Consider the following 16,095-nt stretch of genomic DNA (forward strand, 5'->3'; position numbering starts at 1 on the left):
ATACTATGCTCATCAAAAAAGTGATGATTTTATATGTATATTGGTCCATATCAACTGTCAAATAATTTGATTGTTGCCCCGATGGCGGGCGTAACTGACCGTCCCTTCAGGACTTTATGCAAGTACTTTGGTGCAGGCCATGCCGTCAGTGAAATGATGACCTCGGATAAAACCCTGCGCATGAGTAAAAAGAGTTTGTATCGTGCAAATTTTGATGGTGAGCTGGCACCCATTTCAGCACAGATTGCAGGTTCGGACCCGCAGGATCTGGCAGAAGCTGCACGCTATCAGGTCGCCAATGGGGCGCAAATAGTTGATATCAATATGGGTTGTCCAGCCAAAAAAGTCTGCAATAAACTGGCAGGCTCTGCCTTGCTGCAAGATGAAGACTTGGTGGCCCGAATTCTGGACACTGTGGCCGCGGCCGTAGATGTGCCTGTGACGCTCAAAACCCGTCTGGGCTTTCTGAATGGCCAGGAAAATATTCTACGTGTCGCCAAGCGTGCTGAAGAAGCAGGTATTGCAGCATTGGCCTTGCATGGCCGTACCCGGGAAGATATGTACCTGAATACGGCACGGTATTCGCTTATTAAAAATGTGAAAGAAATATTGACTATTCCTGTGATTGCCAATGGTGATATCGACAGTCCTGAAAAAGCCAAATATGTGCTCGACTATACGGGTGCCGATGCCATTATGATCGGCCGGGCTGCTCAAGGTAGACCTTGGATTTTTCGTGAAATTGATCATTATCTGAAAACCGGAGAATATCTGGCTGCGCCAAGTATTCATGAAGTTAAACAGGTTTTGCTTGGGCACTTGTCTGAACTTTATGAATTCTATGGTGAATACTCCGGTTGCCGTATTTCGCGTAAACATATTGCCTGGTACACCAAGGGGCTGCATTCGAGCAATGAATTCCGGCAAAGTATGTATCAGGTGGAGAACACTGCTGATCAATATAAAGTAGTGGAAGATTATTTTGATCGTTTACTTGAGTATGGTCAGATTATGAGTGATGTGCAGGTCGATCAAGTTAACCTGCTGGAAACCAAATAAATCAGATTAATCGCTAATGAATTAAGGAAAGGTGCTGTAGTGAAAACAGTACCTTTTTTATCTTGAGTCGAAGCTTTTAAGTGTTCCCGTTACATTTTATTCTGACTTAAACATAGCTGCATATTATATTCACCTAAACTGGACAGGACTTGGACACTGTTTACGTGAACCTTCTCTAAGATGGGTCTCTAGCATGGCAAGATGTAGTTTCAGTCTTGTTCATTCTCATGATCAAGGGAGATTCATAATGACTAATACTAATCGTCCAGTGACAGAATTCAGCCATAAAACTTCAACAGAATTACCAGAAGAACGCAGTGAAGCCTTAGATATTGATGCTACAGATGCAAGCGCACGTCCAGATTTAAATACACCTCCTAAAGAGAGTCATCGTGTTCCAGATATGAATGAAGGTGAAGATCATCTGGTGGCTACTGGTGCCGGTACTTTAGGTGGAGCTGCTGTAGGTGCCGCATTTGGTGCTGTGGGTGGTCCTCCTGGTGCAGTCGTTGGCGGTATAGTAGGGGGTATTGTAGGCGGTATTGCAGGTAATGATATCGCAACACCCGATCATCCAAATCAGGCAGATAATTACCAGCATCCCGAAAATTTGCGAGAGGCGGATAACTATCAGCAGCCAAGTGATCTAATTCAGGAAGATAACTACTGGAGAGATGAGTACCATAATCGCCCCTATTATAGTGAAACCCGTAATATGTATAGCGACTTGGACTATGACCGTGATTATCGGGGTGCCTATCAGGTCGGATATGAGAACCGTTCACGCTATGATCGCCAGACTGAATTTTCTCATGCTGAACCGGAACTGCGTACGAAGTGGGAACAGGTCAAAGGCAATACCCGTTTAAACTGGGAAGAAGCCAAGTTCGCAGTTAAGGATGCCTGGGATCGTATGACGCGTTAAATAGCATGTGTACATTCTGTAAATAAAAAAGCCTCTTTTTATAAGAGGCTTTTTTAAATTCTACTGTATTATGAACTATGTCTCATTTCCAGAACTAGCTGATTCACCAGATCTGAGGCTTCTATTTCACGGATCTGTGCCACATTTGAACCTGCCCAGAAAGCCCCATAACCGTGATCGCCATGTTGGGCAGCTGCTGCGTATAGCTGCTTGGCCAGATCATAGGTATAAGGATAGGCCGGTACATCCAGGCGCTCAGGAGTATCTACTTCAATATGCCAGTGGTTGATAATCCCGCGAGCAGGACGACCAGAAATGCTGGCACTTACCTGAGTAAGCGGCTTAGACAATAAAGCTCTGCGATAAGCATCACTGGCATTCGAGGACTTGCATTGTACAAAGGCAGTGCCAAGCTGAACGGCCTCTGCACCCAGTTCCATCATTTGGCGTGCCTGCTGGCCATCCATAATACCGCCCGCTGCAACAACAGGCAGAGAAAAGTGCTGTTTGATCAGTTTGACTAAATTAGAGGTTTTGACAGAGGCATCAAATTTTGTGCAAAAAATTCCACGATGTCCTCCCGCTTCAATGCCTTGAGCAATAATAATATCAATTCCTGCAGCTTCAATTGCTTTGGCTTCGGCAAAGTTGGTGGCCGATACCATAGTTACAATCCCAGCTTCTTTTAAGGCCTGAATCTGGTGTGGATGCGGAATCCCGAAATGAAAACTTACCGCACTGGGCTTGGTGTCCAGAACCAAATTCAGAAAATCATCATTGTCTTTAAAGCTGGGATAGATACATTTGAGCTGGGTAGGAGCATTGGCGCCGTATTCTGCAAATTTATCTTCAAACTGCGCAATCCATGCTTGGGCAATGCTGTCATCGAGTTCTTCAGTATCATGGCAGAAAAAATTGACCTGAAAAGGGCAATCTGTCAGCTCTTGAGTCTTTAAAATCTGTGCACGAGCAGACTCAACACTGCTGGCTCCGAGACCCAGTGAACCCAAGCCTCCCTGGTTAGACACTTCAGCAGCAAGTTCAGGCGTTGAAACCCCAGCCATAGGTGCTAAAAAAATAGGATGTCGTATTCCCAGTTTCTCTAATAAAGACATAGATTTGCTCCTTGTTATTTTTATTACTTTGCCTCTGGCAACAGAATTAAGCAAATAATATTGGTTATTTTATTATGAAATATAAGCTCTTTAGTAACAGGCTGATTACATTCTGCTCAGCATGAAAGCTTATGAAAAAGAGAGTCTATTTCCAAGTGCAATAAACAAAGTAGTTATCATCAACTTTTACCCAAGTGTGGCCTAAATTCATGTCTGATGATGTCCATAAGAAACTGCAAACTTGAGCTGAAATGGTCAAATCTTCAGGCATCTAAGAATATGAAGCTGTATAGTTAATCTGTCCAAACCCTATTGGTGGCGAGATGAGTGAGAAAAATACTTTAAACCTAATAGGGGTCTGCCATAATAGGCTTATCTAGCATGAAACTGAGAAGGTCATTATGAAGGCAAGGCTAATGTCATTGGCCCTTGTGGTGGGATTAACCGCTTGTACGGCAGAGCAGCAACCTGAAGATAGGGTTAATCCGGTGCAATATCAGGTGAAAACTGCTGCAGAGCTGCAACAACGCTTTAATACGCTCAATGCCCAGCTGGCGCAGGATTTCCAGCAGTTTAAAAAAGTAGAAAGCATAGCTTTTTCTCACCAGCTTCCACTGGATGTCAATAATCTGCAAACCTTGAATCAGCATCCGGTGAGCCGGACAGCATTGAAATCCAGCAAGCTGGCTTATTGCGATATGATGAATGCTTACTTTGCCGAAATGTATCGTTTGGGCCACTATAATCTGGATCTGGTCCATGCTATTCAATTGCCGAATGCCAAAGAGGAAGAACTGAAAAAGAACTTCTCTGATTCTGATCAGTTCTACAGTTTTATTCTGGATCGTTATACCACCTATCGTCAGGTTCAGCAGACCATGAATTATGGTTGTAATTTAAAAGCAGCTTTATCAGTTTAGGCGCTGAATACAAAAGCCCATCTTTAGTAGATGGGCTTTAGGGTTTAGCAGCCTGTTAATTTTTCAGTTTTCGGCTTTTCACCGGGGAAGAAAATCGGACGGAATTTAACACCAATGATATTGCCCAGAAAGGCAAAGACCAGCCATAACCAGCCATGGACACTGCCAGAGGCGATCCCGCTAAAATAAGCACCGATATTGCAACCATAAGCCAATCGCGCACCATAACCCAGAAGTAATCCACCGAGCACAGCAGCCAGCAGGGAGCGGCGTGGGATCTTAAAATTCGGCGCAAATTTACCTGCCAGACTAGCTGCCAGCAAGGCACCCAGCATAATACCAAAGTTCATCATCGAGGTAATATCAAACCAGAGCGATTGAGCCAAAGCTTTGGCATTGCCCGGTTGCTGCCAGTAATCCCAGGCACTAACCTCTATTCCTGCAAGACTGGCGACTTTTGCTGCCCAAACAGCAAGAGCAGAGGTGACTCCCCATGGACGACCTGCCAAAGCAAGCGTGGCAAAGTTGAGCAGGGTTAAAATAATACCCCCCCATATTAAAGGCCAAGGCCCGCGCAGAAAACGTTTCCAGCCTTGATGTTCGCTGACAGGTTCCGCTTCCAGACTGCCATGGCGTTTCTTTTCAAAATACACTGTTGCAGTAGCAATCAGGCCGAAAATGATAAAGCTTAAAACAAGTGCGGGGATCACCCCAAAACTTTCTACCACGGAAATCGGTGCCAAATGAGGCAGGTTAAACCACCAGTCCAGATGTGAAGTGGCAATCAATGAGCCTGTGCAGAAGAAAAATAGCGTAACCAGCATACGTGCACTGCCACTACCGACAGTATAGAGTGTACCTGAAGCACAACCACCGCCGAGCTGCATGCCAATACCGAAAATAAATGCACCAATCATCACGGACATCGAGATCGGATTGATGTTGCCTTTAACCGGATTACCAAACAGTTCACCAGCTCCCAATGCAGGGAAAAACAAGAGAACTGCCAAGCCCAGCATAATCATCTGTGCACGCAGGCCGCGGCCACGGCGCTCTTTAATAAAGACGCGCCAGCTTGAAGTAAAACCAAAGGAGGCGTGATACAGGGTCATTCCCAGTGCGCCGCCGATGAGAAAAAGCAAAGCCTGGTTAAGACCGACGACTTGATAGGCACCAATCGTACCGACAATAAGCAAGATAAAAGCCACCCAGACCGAAAGATTCGATCGCTGGGAGGATGCAGCAATAACTGACATGGGAGATAAAGCTTTAGAGATTAAACCGCTATATTCTACGCGACTTCTCCCCTCAACTGAGATCAGTTCAGTCATTTAAAGAGCAGTTGCTCAGTCTTATAATTGATATGATTTATTGGGTTAGCTGATTTATATCGTGTTGAGATTAAACAGCGAACCGATCCAACTGGAAAATAACATCGCTGCTACTCCCCACAGGAGTACCCTTAAGCTGCCTTTCAGCATGGATGTGCCAGAAAAGTAACTGGCGAGTGCGCCTAATAAAGCTAGAGAAAACAGGCCTACAAAACCCACCACAGACTCAACCCATTGTGCCGGGCTGAGCAAAATCGAGAAGGTGGGGAGTAAGGCACCCAGAGAGAAAGCCAGTGCCGATGATGCGGCTGCCTGTATAGGTCTGGCTGTCGTATGTTCCATAATCCCGATTTCATCACGTGCATGAGCTTGCAAGGCATTATGTTGAGTCAGCTGCAATGCAACCTCCCGGGCAAGTTCGGGTGTTAAGCCCCGTTGAATATAAATCTGGCTAAGCTCCCCAAGCTCTGCTGCCGGATTTTTAAGTAATTCACGATGTTCCATATGCAGGTCGGCTGTTTCAATATCTTGTTGGGATTTAACAGAAATATACTCTCCGGCCGCCATGGAGGAAGCACCTGAAATCAGTCCCGCAATACAGGTAATCAGAAGTGTCTGCGTAGACGCACCGCTAGCTGCCATTCCCATAATCAGACTGGTGACTGAAATAATACCGTCATTTGCACCCAATACGCTCGCTCTTAACCAGCCCGTGCGGCTAATATAATGTTTTTCATGATGCTGGGAATGAATCATAGGTATAAGCTCTAACTAGTCGGAACTTGGATACAATGCATTGTTTTTTAAAAAAATTCAATAAAAATCACGATAAAAAAGCCTGCAAAATGCAGGCTTTTTAACATAATAACTGATCTTAGTTTTCAGCTTTTTCACGCACATTACCTGCGCCTTCTTCAACTGCAGCAGCAGTCGCATTTTTAGCTGCTTCAGCCGTAGCATCCGCGGCACGAGATGCAGCAGCTGCTGCCTCATCAGCTGCCTGTGCTGTATTTTCGGCAGCATTATCCATGGCTCTTTCAGTTTCTACAGCAGCTTCATGACTTGCATCTTCCATATCATGACCAGCTTGGGTCGCTGCATTTTCCAGATGTTCACCTGTGGTCGCACCTGTTTCAGGGGTGTCTTCTTTCGCACAGCCTACAAGAGATACAGTTGCCACCAGACCTAAAGCAATAAGTAACTTATTCATCAAATAATATCCTTTGTTGTTGTATGAATGGCATTCAGTTTAACGACTGTTGGTAGGGTTTTGTGCTACAGAAAAGATCATAATTTGTTGAGCAAATGTAACTTTTATAAAGGCTTATAACGTTTTTTACTGCATTTGTAGTGAGTCAAGGATTTTGAGCGGCCTGTTTTTAAACATTCGGGGGAGTAAAAAATAAAGCAGGAGAAAAATAGGCACAATAGGTTGAATGATGACGTATAGGAGGGTGCTACATCTACCCACTCTGTATGAAATATAAAATCAGCAATAAAAAAAGCCCGTAATTATACGGGCTTTTCGGGTCTGGAGAATTAAAGACCGGCAGAGGCTTTCAGTGCTTCGACCTTGTCGGTTTTTTCCCAGGTAAATGCAGTATCAGAACCTTCCCGGCCAAAGTGACCATAAGCAGCAGTTTGCTTATACATCGGCTGGATCAGGTTTAACATATGAGTAATGCCATATGGGCGTAAGTCAAAGTGCTCACGTACCAGCGCAATGATCAATTCTTCTGACACTTTGGCAGTGTTAAAGGTATTGATAGAAATCGAAGTTGGCTCCGCAACACCAATTGCATAAGACACCTGGATTTCACATTTATCTGCAAGACCGGCAGCTACAATATTTTTAGCAACATAACGGCCAGCATAAGCTGCAGAACGGTCAACTTTGGATGGATCTTTACCCGAGAAAGCGCCACCACCATGACGCGCCATACCACCATAAGTATCTACAATGATTTTACGGCCAGTCAAACCGCAGTCACCCACCGGACCACCGATTACAAACATGCCGGTCGGGTTGATATGGAACTTGGTATCCGCATGGAACATATCAGCTGGAATGATTTTTTTTACAATTTCTTCAATTACAGCTTCTTTTAAGTTTGATTGTGTAATTTCTGGATCGTGCTGGGTAGACAGTACCACTGCATCCAGACGCACAGGTACACCATTTTCATAGGCAAAAGTCACCTGGCTTTTTGCATCCGGGCGTAACCATGGCAGCGCACCACTACGACGCAATTCTGCCTGTTTTTCCATTAGACGATGTGCGTAAGAAATTGGCGCTGGCATTAACACATCAGTTTCACGGCTGGCATAACCAAACATGAGGCCCTGGTCGCCGGCACCTTGATCTTCCGGTTTCTGGCGGTCTACACCCTGAGCAATTTCAGGAGACTGTTTACCAATCATGTTAATGACTGCACACGTTGAGCCATCAAAACCCAGATCAGAGTGGTGATAACCAATACCGTTTACGGTATGGCGTACAACTGCTTCAAAATCGATATTGGCAGTTGTTGTGATTTCACCAGCAAGTATCACCGCACCCGTTTTTACAAGCGTTTCACAAGCAACCCGTGCATATGGGTCTTCTTTTAAGATTGCATCCAAAATAGCATCACTGATTTGGTCAGCCATTTTATCTGGATGGCCTTCGCTTACAGATTCCGAAGTAAATACAGCGTACTCGCGCATAGTCCTATCACAGTTAATTTTAAAGACCCGGTATGTTACATCGACTTGCGTTTTAGAACTAGCATAAGACGACAAAATTGTCTAAAAATGTTTCAAATTATTGTGTTTTTATTTGATTATTGGAATTAAAAAAACTGATATGGCAGTTTGATTTGCTCTCCTTCAGCAATCCAGTATAAAAAATACTGACTCTATTCAGCAGAATAATAAAATTAACTGGTGATATTTTTGAATAAATTTTAGAAACAGGCAGTCCAGAAAAATAATCACCTTCATACCGGATAAATACTAAGAAAGTGATTGTTATATTAATAAAAAATCAGCGCCTTCATCATGTTCGATAAGCTGTCTTGTGGCAGGGTTAGTTTATTCTGCATATTAGCTCCAATTCTTCACTAGTCGCCAGTCGGGGTAGCCAACTTTTTTTATATGACTTGTTTAGGATGCTATGGGGAGAGCAAGAGATGTACCAAAAGGCTTTTAGTTTGATTGAAATGATGATGGTGCTCACGATGGTTGTTATTCTGACTACTGTAGCCGTGATGAGCTATCAGGGCTATATTGTTCGGACCCAGTTGGCCGAAGTATTTCAGTTGTCAGGTGCTTATCGAACCCAGTTTATTGCCTCAAATGAGCATTGTGATGCGGGGCGCCAGATTGGAAATGGAAGCCGGTATATTGAAAAAGTTGTGATTAATGCTGCTTGCCGGATTGAATTTCAATTACGTCAGGATGGAATCAATGCTGCCATTCGCGGAAAATCGATTGCTTTTGAGGTCTATAGTGGTAACTGCTTTTCCAGCAATATCAGTCAACGCTATTTACCTAAAGATTGTATTGGACAATAAATATCTGGCTTGGGCCAAAGTTCACTTTAGCGACATTTATGTCAAGACTTATATATGGACGTACTTAACTATAAAAAAAACTAGATAAGGGGTGTTTAAAATATACCTTAGATTGACATTTTAAATCTAAAAAATAGCACAAAAACAGCACATGCCTTACTCTGGTTAAAATCAGATATTTTACTGAACAGAAAGATCATTTTTTTCTTAAAAGCTCTTTCTAGGCGACAGATTTAAAATATGTGGAAGTGATTTGAAAACTTTATTTTTGAACGGTTGTCAGGATTTGATGGTCTGGAATGAAAGGCTTTTCTCTAAAAAATGCAGAATATTCACCCGATAAAAAAATACAAGATCAATAAATTGATAAATATTGTAGGGGAGTCTTTACCCCTCGCTGTTTTTTTAAGACAATAGAACACAGTTTTGAAAGTCTTTTCATCATTTCCTATTTCTGAATTATTTTGGACTCTGATTTATGACAACCCCGCTTAATGAACGTCGTATTGCAAACGCAATTCGTGTATTGGCAATGGATGCTGTGCAAAAAGCAAACTCAGGACATCCAGGTGCTCCAATGGGGATGGCAGACATCGCTGATGTGGTCTGGCGCGAATTCCTGAACCATAACCCAGCTAACCCGAATTGGGCTAACCGTGACCGTTTTGTATTGTCGAATGGTCATGGTTCTATGCTTCAATACGCACTTCTTCATTTAACGGGCTATGATCTTTCAATTGAAGATCTGAAAGCATTCCGTCAGCTTCATTCGAAAACTCCGGGTCACCCTGAGCTGGGCTATGCGCCCGGGATTGAAACGACCACTGGTCCATTGGGTCAAGGTATTGCCAATGCTGTTGGTTTTGCGCTGGCAGAAAAAACCTTAGCAGCACAATTCAACAAAGACGACATCAAGGTTGTCGATCACTACACTTACTGCTTCCTGGGCGATGGCTGCTTAATGGAAGGCGTTTCACATGAAGTCTGTTCATTGGCAGGTACTTTGGGTCTAGGTAAGCTGATTGCTTACTACGATGACAATGGCATCTCGATTGATGGCGAAGTAGAAGGCTGGTTCTCTGACGATACAGAACAGCGCTTCCTGGCTTATGGCTGGCAAGTACTAAAAGTTGATGGTCACGATGCAGATGCGATCCGTCAGGCAACTGTTGAAGCAAAAGCAGAAGCGAACAAACCAACCATTATTATCTGTAAAACCGTGATTGGTTTGGGTTCACCAAACAAACAGGGTAAAGAAGACAGTCATGGTGCACCACTCGGTCATGACGAAATTGTGTTGACTCGTGAAGCGCTAGGCTGGACTGACGAAGCATTTGTGATTCCTGAAGATGTGTATGCAGCTTGGGATGCGAAAGCCAAAGGTGCTGAATCAGAAGCAGCCTGGAATGAAACTTTTGCCGCTTATGCAGCAAAATACCCAACTGAAGCCGCTGAACTTAAACGTCGTTTATCTGGTGAACTACCAGCTGACTTCGTCGCTAAAGCAGATGCCTATATTGCAGATGTAAATGCCAAAGCCGAAACCATTGCAACACGTAAAGCCAGTCAAAACACCCTGCAAGCGCTGGTCCCTTCTTTACCGGAGGTTCTTGGTGGTTCGGCTGACCTAGCGGGCTCTAACCTGACTCTATGGAAAGGTGCACAAGGCGTACAGGACAATCCGGCAGGTAACTACGTACACTATGGCGTACGTGAGTTTGGTATGACTGCAATTGCCAATGGTGTGGCACTGCATGGCGGTTTCATTCCTTATGTAGCAACCTTCCTGATGTTTATGGAATATGCACGTAATGCGGTGCGTATGTCTGCTCTGATGAAACAGCGTGTGATCCATGTCTATACGCATGACTCAATCGGTCTGGGTGAAGATGGTCCTACGCATCAGCCAATCGAGCAAATTGCGTCTTTACGTGGTACACCAAACCTGAATACATGGCGTCCATGTGACACGGTTGAAGCAGCGATTTCCTGGAAATCTGCTTTGATGCGTGCTGAAGGTCCGACGGCGTTGATCTTCTCTCGTCAAAACCTGCCATTCCAGAACCGTACAGATGCTCAAATTGCTGACGTGGCAAAAGGCGGTTATGTACTGGCTGAAGAAAAAGGCGAGTTAAAAGCGATCATCATTGCAACAGGTTCTGAAGTAAGCCTGGCGATGGAAGCTTATACTCAGCTAGAAGGTGTGCGTGTCGTCTCTATGCCGTGTGCAGAAGAATTCATGAAGCAGGAAGCGGCTTATCGCGAAGCAGTCTTGCCGGCCCATATCCGTGCACGTGTTGCAGTTGAAGCGGCGCATGTAGATTACTGGTGGAAATTTGTAGGTCTTGATGGTCGCGTAATTGGCATGACCACATATGGTGAATCTGCACCTGCAAAAGATTTATTCCAGTACTTTGGTATCACCACTGAAGCTGTGGTTGCGGCGGTAAAAGAAATCACTGCTTAAGCTTTAAATAAGCTGTAGAAAAACGCTCCGGATTCGGGGCGTTTTTTGTTGATAAACAAAAATATAGTTCAACTTGTTTTATAGAGGTGTTGATTCAAATCCTCAGAGATCGTCATCAATATTATTTTAAAAGAACGGTGTTTATTATGGTATAAACTTAAACACTAAGAATATTCCATTATTTTTTAATAATATAGAAACCTACAGGGCTGTTTTAAGCGTGGCAGAAATTACTATTAAAGACATGATGAAAATTCCACAACAAGAATGGCTTGTATTGTGGAAAGGCTATCAAAAGTTTTATCAAACCGGAATATCAGAAGAGGTGAGTTCTAATACTTGGTCAAAACTGACCAGCCCTGAACAGGACAATATGTACGGTTTTGCTGCACTCATTGATCAAAAGGTCGTAGGGGTGGTGCATGTGGTTGAGCATGAAAGTAGCTGGACCATGCGGCCTTATGCTTATGTGCAGGATCTATTTACTCATCCGGATTATCGGGGACAGGGTGTGGCGCGCAAACTGATTGAGCATGTATATCAGGTGGCACAACAGCGTAATTGTGATCGGGTCTATTGGCTAACGCAGGAAAGTAATCGTCAGGCACAAGTCCTGTATGACAAAGTGGCCAAAAAAACCGGATTTATCCAATATCGTATGACCTAAATGCCTAGCTTTACATGAGAATTTACAATTTCATTGTTTCATGGTTGCAACAAAACGTTTTATCTTTAGGGATGTAATCATTTTAATATTCTATAAACTGAAGCTTATTCAGATGAGAGATAACCGCATGAATTTGAAAACATTAACTTTAGGGTTAGCTGTTGCATCCGTTGCAACTTTTGGTTTTGCAAAACCATTGACCTATACGATTGACCCGACACATACAGCGACAGTATTTAGCTGGAGCCATTTTGGTTTCTCTACACCATCAGCCAATTTCTCTGATATTCAGGGTAAAATCGTGGTTGATAATGCGAAGCCAGAAAAGTCATCGGTCAATGTTACCATTCCAGTGTCGAGTATTAATACCAACGTAAAAGCACTGGATGAGCATATACTGAAGGCTGATTTCTTTGATGCGGCTAAATACCCAAACATTACATTTAAAAGTACCAAAGTAGAAACGAAGGATAAAAAGAACTTCAAGATTACCGGTGATTTAACCATTAAGGGAATTACCAAGCCAGTGGTACTGGATGCAGTATTGAATAAACAGGCTGAACACCCAATGGCTAAAGTGCCTGCAATTGGTTTTAATGCGACGACTTCTTTTGATCGTTCAGCATTTGGTGTAGGGGCTTATACACCTAATGTCGGTGATAAAGTGACGGTACAGATTACCACTGAAGCAAGCATTCCCGCTCAGCCAGCCAAAAAATAAGTTTGTAGAGTTATAAACTTATCAAAAAGCACTCTTCTGGAGTGCTTTTTTTGTTGCTGAATCAGGCAGCTGTAGTTAATAAAAACTCTCCCTTTCTATCAATCTATTGAACAAATTTTTGATCATAAAGATTCATTTTTAGTATCGAAAAAATAATGGCTACAGTTATAAACCAGAATAAGCTCTCTACAAAGACCTGAGCCAAAAGAGAAGATTGTTCGGCTAAGTTGCTGGAGGGCGAATTACCCAAGAAAAATACTGTTGAAGTCAATCAGGGCTTTGGGGGCGCCATATTGGTGCAAAAGCCTTGAAGACACAGTTTCAAGTATGAAAGTTGATGGTAGGAGGATTACAATCTTGCTTTCTGGTCTGGGAAGGGGAGCTTTAAACTTGACCTCAACTAAAATTTCTACAGGTAAGAGTCAAGTTTAGGTCTAAAATGCCGCTGGCCTGGAGGCCATATTTAATTGCGCCAGAAATTTGCTTAATACAGTGTGTGAAGTTGCTTCAAGTGTAGGAGCAAACTGTAGACTGGCAGTTCGTAATTCAGGAATATTAATCTTTGCCTGACGCAACTCAGAGCTATGGCCAATCAGCCATTTTTCCTGACTGTCACTGGCCACTTCAGCATGAAATTGTAGCGCCAGAATATTTGAACCCACACGAAAGGCTTGATTTGGGTAATATTTGGAGCTAGCCAGCAATATTGCCTGTTCAGGTAAATCAAAGCTGTCACCATGCCAGTGCAGTACATTAATATTTTTTAAATTTTCTAAAGGATTGTTTTCAATACAGGAAAGGCTGAGTTGAGACCAGCCGATTTCTTTATACGGTCCTGCATAGACTCGAGCGCCGAGTGCATGAGCAATCAATTGAGCACCTAGACAGATACCTAAAGTAGGGAGATTCTTTTTCAAACGAACTTTAAGTAAGTCTATTTCCTGATGTAAGAAAGGATAGTCTTCTGTGTCATAAACCCCAATCGGGCCACCTAAAATAACAGTCAGACCTGAGTGCTCATACGCTTGACGCAAGTCATCTACACCCGCTTCAAAATAGCGTACCCGTAGTCCCAATTGATAAAAGACATCCTCCCAGGCACCTAAATCCTCAAAAGCCAGATGTTGAATTGCATATACAGTATCGGGTAAATGGTCCAGGTTCAGCATAATGGTGAGATTGAAAAAGGAAATATTGATTTAACGTCATTTTGCATAAAAATAGAAGTCTTTTTAACTCAAAGGCTGGGTGTGCTAGAAAGAGCTTCTGTGCTCAAGCTAGCCTGATATTAAACATGAAAACAGCTTAGTATCATGGTGCCGCCGTATTTTCCTTTTTAGCGGGAAAATCGGTAGAGTAACGATAATAGAGAAAAAGAGTTCAAGAAGAAAAATGCCAAACATCTGCCTTTATATTGATAAAAAACGTATCAGCCCTTATGCCATGTCAGTGTATGTGGCTTTGACAGAAAAAGGACTTCATTTTCAGGAAAAAGTGATTGATCTGGATCAGCAGGAACAACACTCTCTGGCTTATCGCAGAATTTGTCCAACTGGCAAAATTCCCTGTTTGGTGGTTAATGATTTCCATTTATTTGAATCCTGGGCCATTACGGAGTATTTGGAAAATACCTTTCCATTCCCGGAGTATCCCGAACTTTATCCTAATGAAATTAAAGCCAGAGCAAAGTGCCGCGCAGTTCAGGCCTTGGTAAAAACTGACTTTATCTCAATCCGGCAGGCAATGCCTTCAGATTCAATTTTTGTACCACCTCAAGTACCTGCCATTTTTTCAGCCGAGGCCATGCAGGATATTCAGCGTTTATTGGCAGTCACAGACACTGTATTAGGAGAGGAGCTTTGGTTAACTGAACACTGGTCCATTGCCGACTTTGATCTGGCCTTTATGCTATACCGCTTACTTAGTTATCAGGTTGAACTGCCTGAAAAAATTCAGGCGTATATCCAACGTAATTTCCAGCGTAGTTCGGTTCAGTCCTGGATTCAGGAAAATGCAAAGTTAGGTGCCTAAGCTATTTTTTATTAAGGCTGGGTTATGCAGATAGATATGGCTGTTATAGGCAGACTGTAAAAATTTAGGTGGAGATTTAAGTGACCGAGGATAAATATTCCTGATGGGAGTTTTATCCCAATTATGTGATCTATGTATTTTTAGATGAACCAGACTATACAAAAAAGAGTTTAAATATCAGTAGTTCCAACGTAGTATTGAAAATAAGCAGCGAAAAAACAGCTTAAAATCAAAGGTAATATTGAAAATAGAAGGAGCATTGTATGGGAGGCTCACATCAACATGATCACAGTCATGTAGAAGTCAGTGCTAAAAATGCTAAAAAACTGTCCTTGGCATTGCTTCTGACCACGACCTTTTTGATTGTAGAGGTCATAGCAGGTTTCATGACCCAAAGTCTGGCATTGCTCTCTGATGCTGCCCATATGTTTACTGATGCAGCTGCACTGGCCATTGCACTGGCGGCGATTAAAATTGGCCAAAAACCGGCAGATGATAAACGTACATTTGGTTATCAGCGATTTGAAATTCTGGCTGCTCTGTTTAATGCGCTCATGCTTTTTGTGGTGGCGATTTATATCCTGTTTGAAGCCTATCAGCGTTTTAGTCATCCTCCTGAAATTCAAAGTGTGGGCATGTTGGCCGTTGCGGTACTTGGCCTGATCATCAATCTGATTTCAATGAAAATTCTGGTTTCTAGTAGTCAGGAAAGCTTAAATGTTAAAGGGGCCTATCTGGAAGTGCTAAGTGATGCGATAGGCTCAGTCGGCGTCATTATCGGGGCCATCATGATCTATTTTAGCGGATGGATGTGGGTTGATACGCTGATTGCCGTCCTGATTGGCTTTTGGGTGATGCCACGCACCTGGGTTTTGCTGAAACAAAGTATCAATATCCTGCTGGAAGGTGTGCCAGATGAAATTGATATTGAAAAGCTGCGTAATGATCTGTTGTCACTGGAAGGCGTGAAAGAGATTCACCAGTTAAAAGTCTGGGCCATTACTTCTAAGAAAGTCATGTTAACGGTTCATCTGGTTGCGCCAGAGGTTGATTATAAAAAACTGCATCAGCAGGCATTTGAGATGTTGAAGCATGCGCATCATATTACCGAAATGACCCTGCAAATTGAAGATGAGCATTGTCTACCAGAACAGCATCAACATGAGCCACACAAAGGGCAGGAAAACCATTCACATTGATCAGTAGATGGTTATTGCAAAGCCATTATTTTATTCATTTTCATTTAGCAACTAGAAAGACGGGGTTGAGGCTCTAATTTCATGTAGAAATTGTTTTCAAGGAAGC

At 43.0% G+C, this 16,095-nt stretch carries 15 protein-coding genes; 9 read left to right on the forward strand and 6 right to left on the reverse strand.

Annotated elements, in window-relative coordinates; translation table 11 throughout:
* The first annotated feature begins 33 nt into the window (after positions 1-33).
* A complete protein-coding gene (dusB, locus tag E2K74_RS11575; RefSeq protein ID WP_151203173.1) occupies positions 34-1,059 on the forward strand; it encodes a tRNA dihydrouridine synthase DusB in 1,026 nt (341 codons plus the stop codon).
* Positions 1,060-1,306: 247 nt separating this feature from the next.
* Positions 1,307-1,984, forward strand: coding sequence for a hypothetical protein (locus E2K74_RS11580; RefSeq protein WP_151207729.1), 678 nt, complete (start codon positions 1,307-1,309; stop codon positions 1,982-1,984).
* Between the two features lie 68 nt (positions 1,985-2,052).
* Here E2K74_RS11580 and E2K74_RS11585 read toward each other — a convergent pair whose 3' ends face one another.
* Positions 2,053-3,099, reverse strand: a complete 1,047-nt coding sequence (locus E2K74_RS11585) for an NAD(P)H-dependent flavin oxidoreductase (protein ID WP_151207731.1) — start codon at positions 3,097-3,099, stop codon at positions 2,053-2,055.
* Positions 3,100-3,500: 401 nt separating this feature from the next.
* Between E2K74_RS11585 and E2K74_RS11590 the strand changes: the two genes are divergently transcribed.
* Positions 3,501-4,019 (forward strand): hypothetical protein, encoded by a 519-nt coding sequence (locus E2K74_RS11590; protein WP_151207733.1) that lies wholly within the window; start codon positions 3,501-3,503, stop codon positions 4,017-4,019.
* 44 nt (positions 4,020-4,063) lie between these two features.
* Here the strand turns inward: E2K74_RS11590 and E2K74_RS11595 are convergent, their stop codons facing one another.
* The 4 genes from E2K74_RS11595 to metK all read right to left on the reverse strand — a co-directional run bounded on the left by E2K74_RS11595 (position 4,064) and on the right by metK (position 8,056).
* On the reverse strand, positions 4,064-5,275 hold the full coding sequence (locus E2K74_RS11595) for a YeeE/YedE family protein (RefSeq protein ID WP_151207769.1): 1,212 nt from the start codon (positions 5,273-5,275) through the stop codon (positions 4,064-4,066).
* 129 nt (positions 5,276-5,404) lie between these two features.
* Complete coding sequence (locus tag E2K74_RS11600; protein WP_151203169.1) at positions 5,405-6,106, reverse strand: VIT family protein; 702 nt, start codon at positions 6,104-6,106, stop codon at positions 5,405-5,407.
* 118 nt (positions 6,107-6,224) lie between these two features.
* Positions 6,225-6,560, reverse strand: coding sequence for a hypothetical protein (locus E2K74_RS11605; protein ID WP_151207735.1), 336 nt, complete (start codon positions 6,558-6,560; stop codon positions 6,225-6,227).
* Positions 6,561-6,889: 329 nt separating this feature from the next.
* Positions 6,890-8,056: a methionine adenosyltransferase gene (metK, locus tag E2K74_RS11610; protein ID WP_151203167.1), complete on the reverse strand. Its 1,167-nt coding sequence runs from the start codon at positions 8,054-8,056 to the stop codon at positions 6,890-6,892.
* Between the two features lie 464 nt (positions 8,057-8,520).
* Between metK and E2K74_RS11615 the strand changes: the two genes are divergently transcribed.
* From E2K74_RS11615 to E2K74_RS11630, 4 genes are all read left to right on the forward strand, one after another.
* Positions 8,521-8,904 carry a pilin gene (locus E2K74_RS11615; RefSeq protein ID WP_151207737.1) on the forward strand — a complete coding sequence of 128 codons (384 nt, stop codon included), beginning with the start codon at positions 8,521-8,523 and terminating at the stop codon, positions 8,902-8,904.
* Between the two features lie 478 nt (positions 8,905-9,382).
* Entirely contained in the window at positions 9,383-11,371 is a 1,989-nt protein-coding gene (gene tkt / locus E2K74_RS11620) for a transketolase (RefSeq protein ID WP_151207739.1), read from the forward strand.
* Positions 11,372-11,615: 244 nt separating this feature from the next.
* Complete coding sequence (locus E2K74_RS11625) at positions 11,616-12,038, forward strand: GNAT family N-acetyltransferase (protein ID WP_151207771.1); 423 nt, start codon at positions 11,616-11,618, stop codon at positions 12,036-12,038.
* Between the two features lie 127 nt (positions 12,039-12,165).
* A complete protein-coding gene (locus tag E2K74_RS11630) occupies positions 12,166-12,759 on the forward strand; it encodes a YceI family protein (RefSeq protein ID WP_151207740.1) in 594 nt (197 codons plus the stop codon).
* Between the two features lie 434 nt (positions 12,760-13,193).
* Here the strand turns inward: E2K74_RS11630 and E2K74_RS11635 are convergent, their stop codons facing one another.
* A complete protein-coding gene (locus E2K74_RS11635) occupies positions 13,194-13,928 on the reverse strand; it encodes a glutamine amidotransferase (RefSeq protein WP_151207742.1) in 735 nt (244 codons plus the stop codon).
* 223 nt (positions 13,929-14,151) lie between these two features.
* On the opposite strand from E2K74_RS11635, the gene yfcF reads away from it, so the two are divergent.
* Together yfcF and E2K74_RS11645 are read left to right on the forward strand one after the other, a co-directional pair.
* Complete coding sequence (gene yfcF / locus E2K74_RS11640; protein ID WP_151207744.1) at positions 14,152-14,790, forward strand: glutathione transferase; 639 nt, start codon at positions 14,152-14,154, stop codon at positions 14,788-14,790.
* Between the two features lie 263 nt (positions 14,791-15,053).
* Entirely contained in the window at positions 15,054-15,989 is a 936-nt protein-coding gene (locus E2K74_RS11645) for a cation diffusion facilitator family transporter (RefSeq protein ID WP_151207746.1), read from the forward strand.
* The last annotated feature ends 106 nt before the right edge of the window (positions 15,990-16,095 follow it).

The organism is Acinetobacter sp. RF15B, assembly GCF_007558235.1.
GTDB classification, from domain to species: domain Bacteria; phylum Pseudomonadota; class Gammaproteobacteria; order Pseudomonadales; family Moraxellaceae; genus Acinetobacter; species Acinetobacter lwoffii_C.

Excerpts from the sequence above, each read along its gene's own strand:
- dusB (WP_151203173.1), top strand. The coding sequence starts at position 34 with ATGTATATTGGTCCATATCAACTGTCAAATAATTTGATTGTTGCCCCG.
- E2K74_RS11580 (WP_151207729.1), top strand. The coding sequence starts at position 1,307 with ATGACTAATACTAATCGTCCAGTGACAGAATTCAGCCATAAAACTTCA.
- E2K74_RS11585 (WP_151207731.1), bottom strand. The coding sequence starts at position 3,099 with ATGTCTTTATTAGAGAAACTGGGAATACGACATCCTATTTTTTTAGCA.
- E2K74_RS11590 (WP_151207733.1), top strand. The coding sequence starts at position 3,501 with ATGAAGGCAAGGCTAATGTCATTGGCCCTTGTGGTGGGATTAACCGCT.
- E2K74_RS11595 (WP_151207769.1), bottom strand. The coding sequence starts at position 5,275 with ATGTCAGTTATTGCTGCATCCTCCCAGCGATCGAATCTTTCGGTCTGG.
- E2K74_RS11600 (WP_151203169.1), bottom strand. The coding sequence starts at position 6,106 with ATGATTCATTCCCAGCATCATGAAAAACATTATATTAGCCGCACGGGC.
- E2K74_RS11605 (WP_151207735.1), bottom strand. The coding sequence starts at position 6,560 with ATGAATAAGTTACTTATTGCTTTAGGTCTGGTGGCAACTGTATCTCTT.
- metK (WP_151203167.1), bottom strand. The coding sequence starts at position 8,056 with ATGCGCGAGTACGCTGTATTTACTTCGGAATCTGTAAGCGAAGGCCAT.
- E2K74_RS11615 (WP_151207737.1), top strand. The coding sequence starts at position 8,521 with ATGTACCAAAAGGCTTTTAGTTTGATTGAAATGATGATGGTGCTCACG.
- tkt (WP_151207739.1), top strand. The coding sequence starts at position 9,383 with ATGACAACCCCGCTTAATGAACGTCGTATTGCAAACGCAATTCGTGTA.
- E2K74_RS11625 (WP_151207771.1), top strand. The coding sequence starts at position 11,616 with ATGATGAAAATTCCACAACAAGAATGGCTTGTATTGTGGAAAGGCTAT.
- E2K74_RS11630 (WP_151207740.1), top strand. The coding sequence starts at position 12,166 with ATGAATTTGAAAACATTAACTTTAGGGTTAGCTGTTGCATCCGTTGCA.
- E2K74_RS11635 (WP_151207742.1), bottom strand. The coding sequence starts at position 13,928 with ATGCTGAACCTGGACCATTTACCCGATACTGTATATGCAATTCAACAT.
- yfcF (WP_151207744.1), top strand. The coding sequence starts at position 14,152 with ATGCCAAACATCTGCCTTTATATTGATAAAAAACGTATCAGCCCTTAT.
- E2K74_RS11645 (WP_151207746.1), top strand. The coding sequence starts at position 15,054 with ATGGGAGGCTCACATCAACATGATCACAGTCATGTAGAAGTCAGTGCT.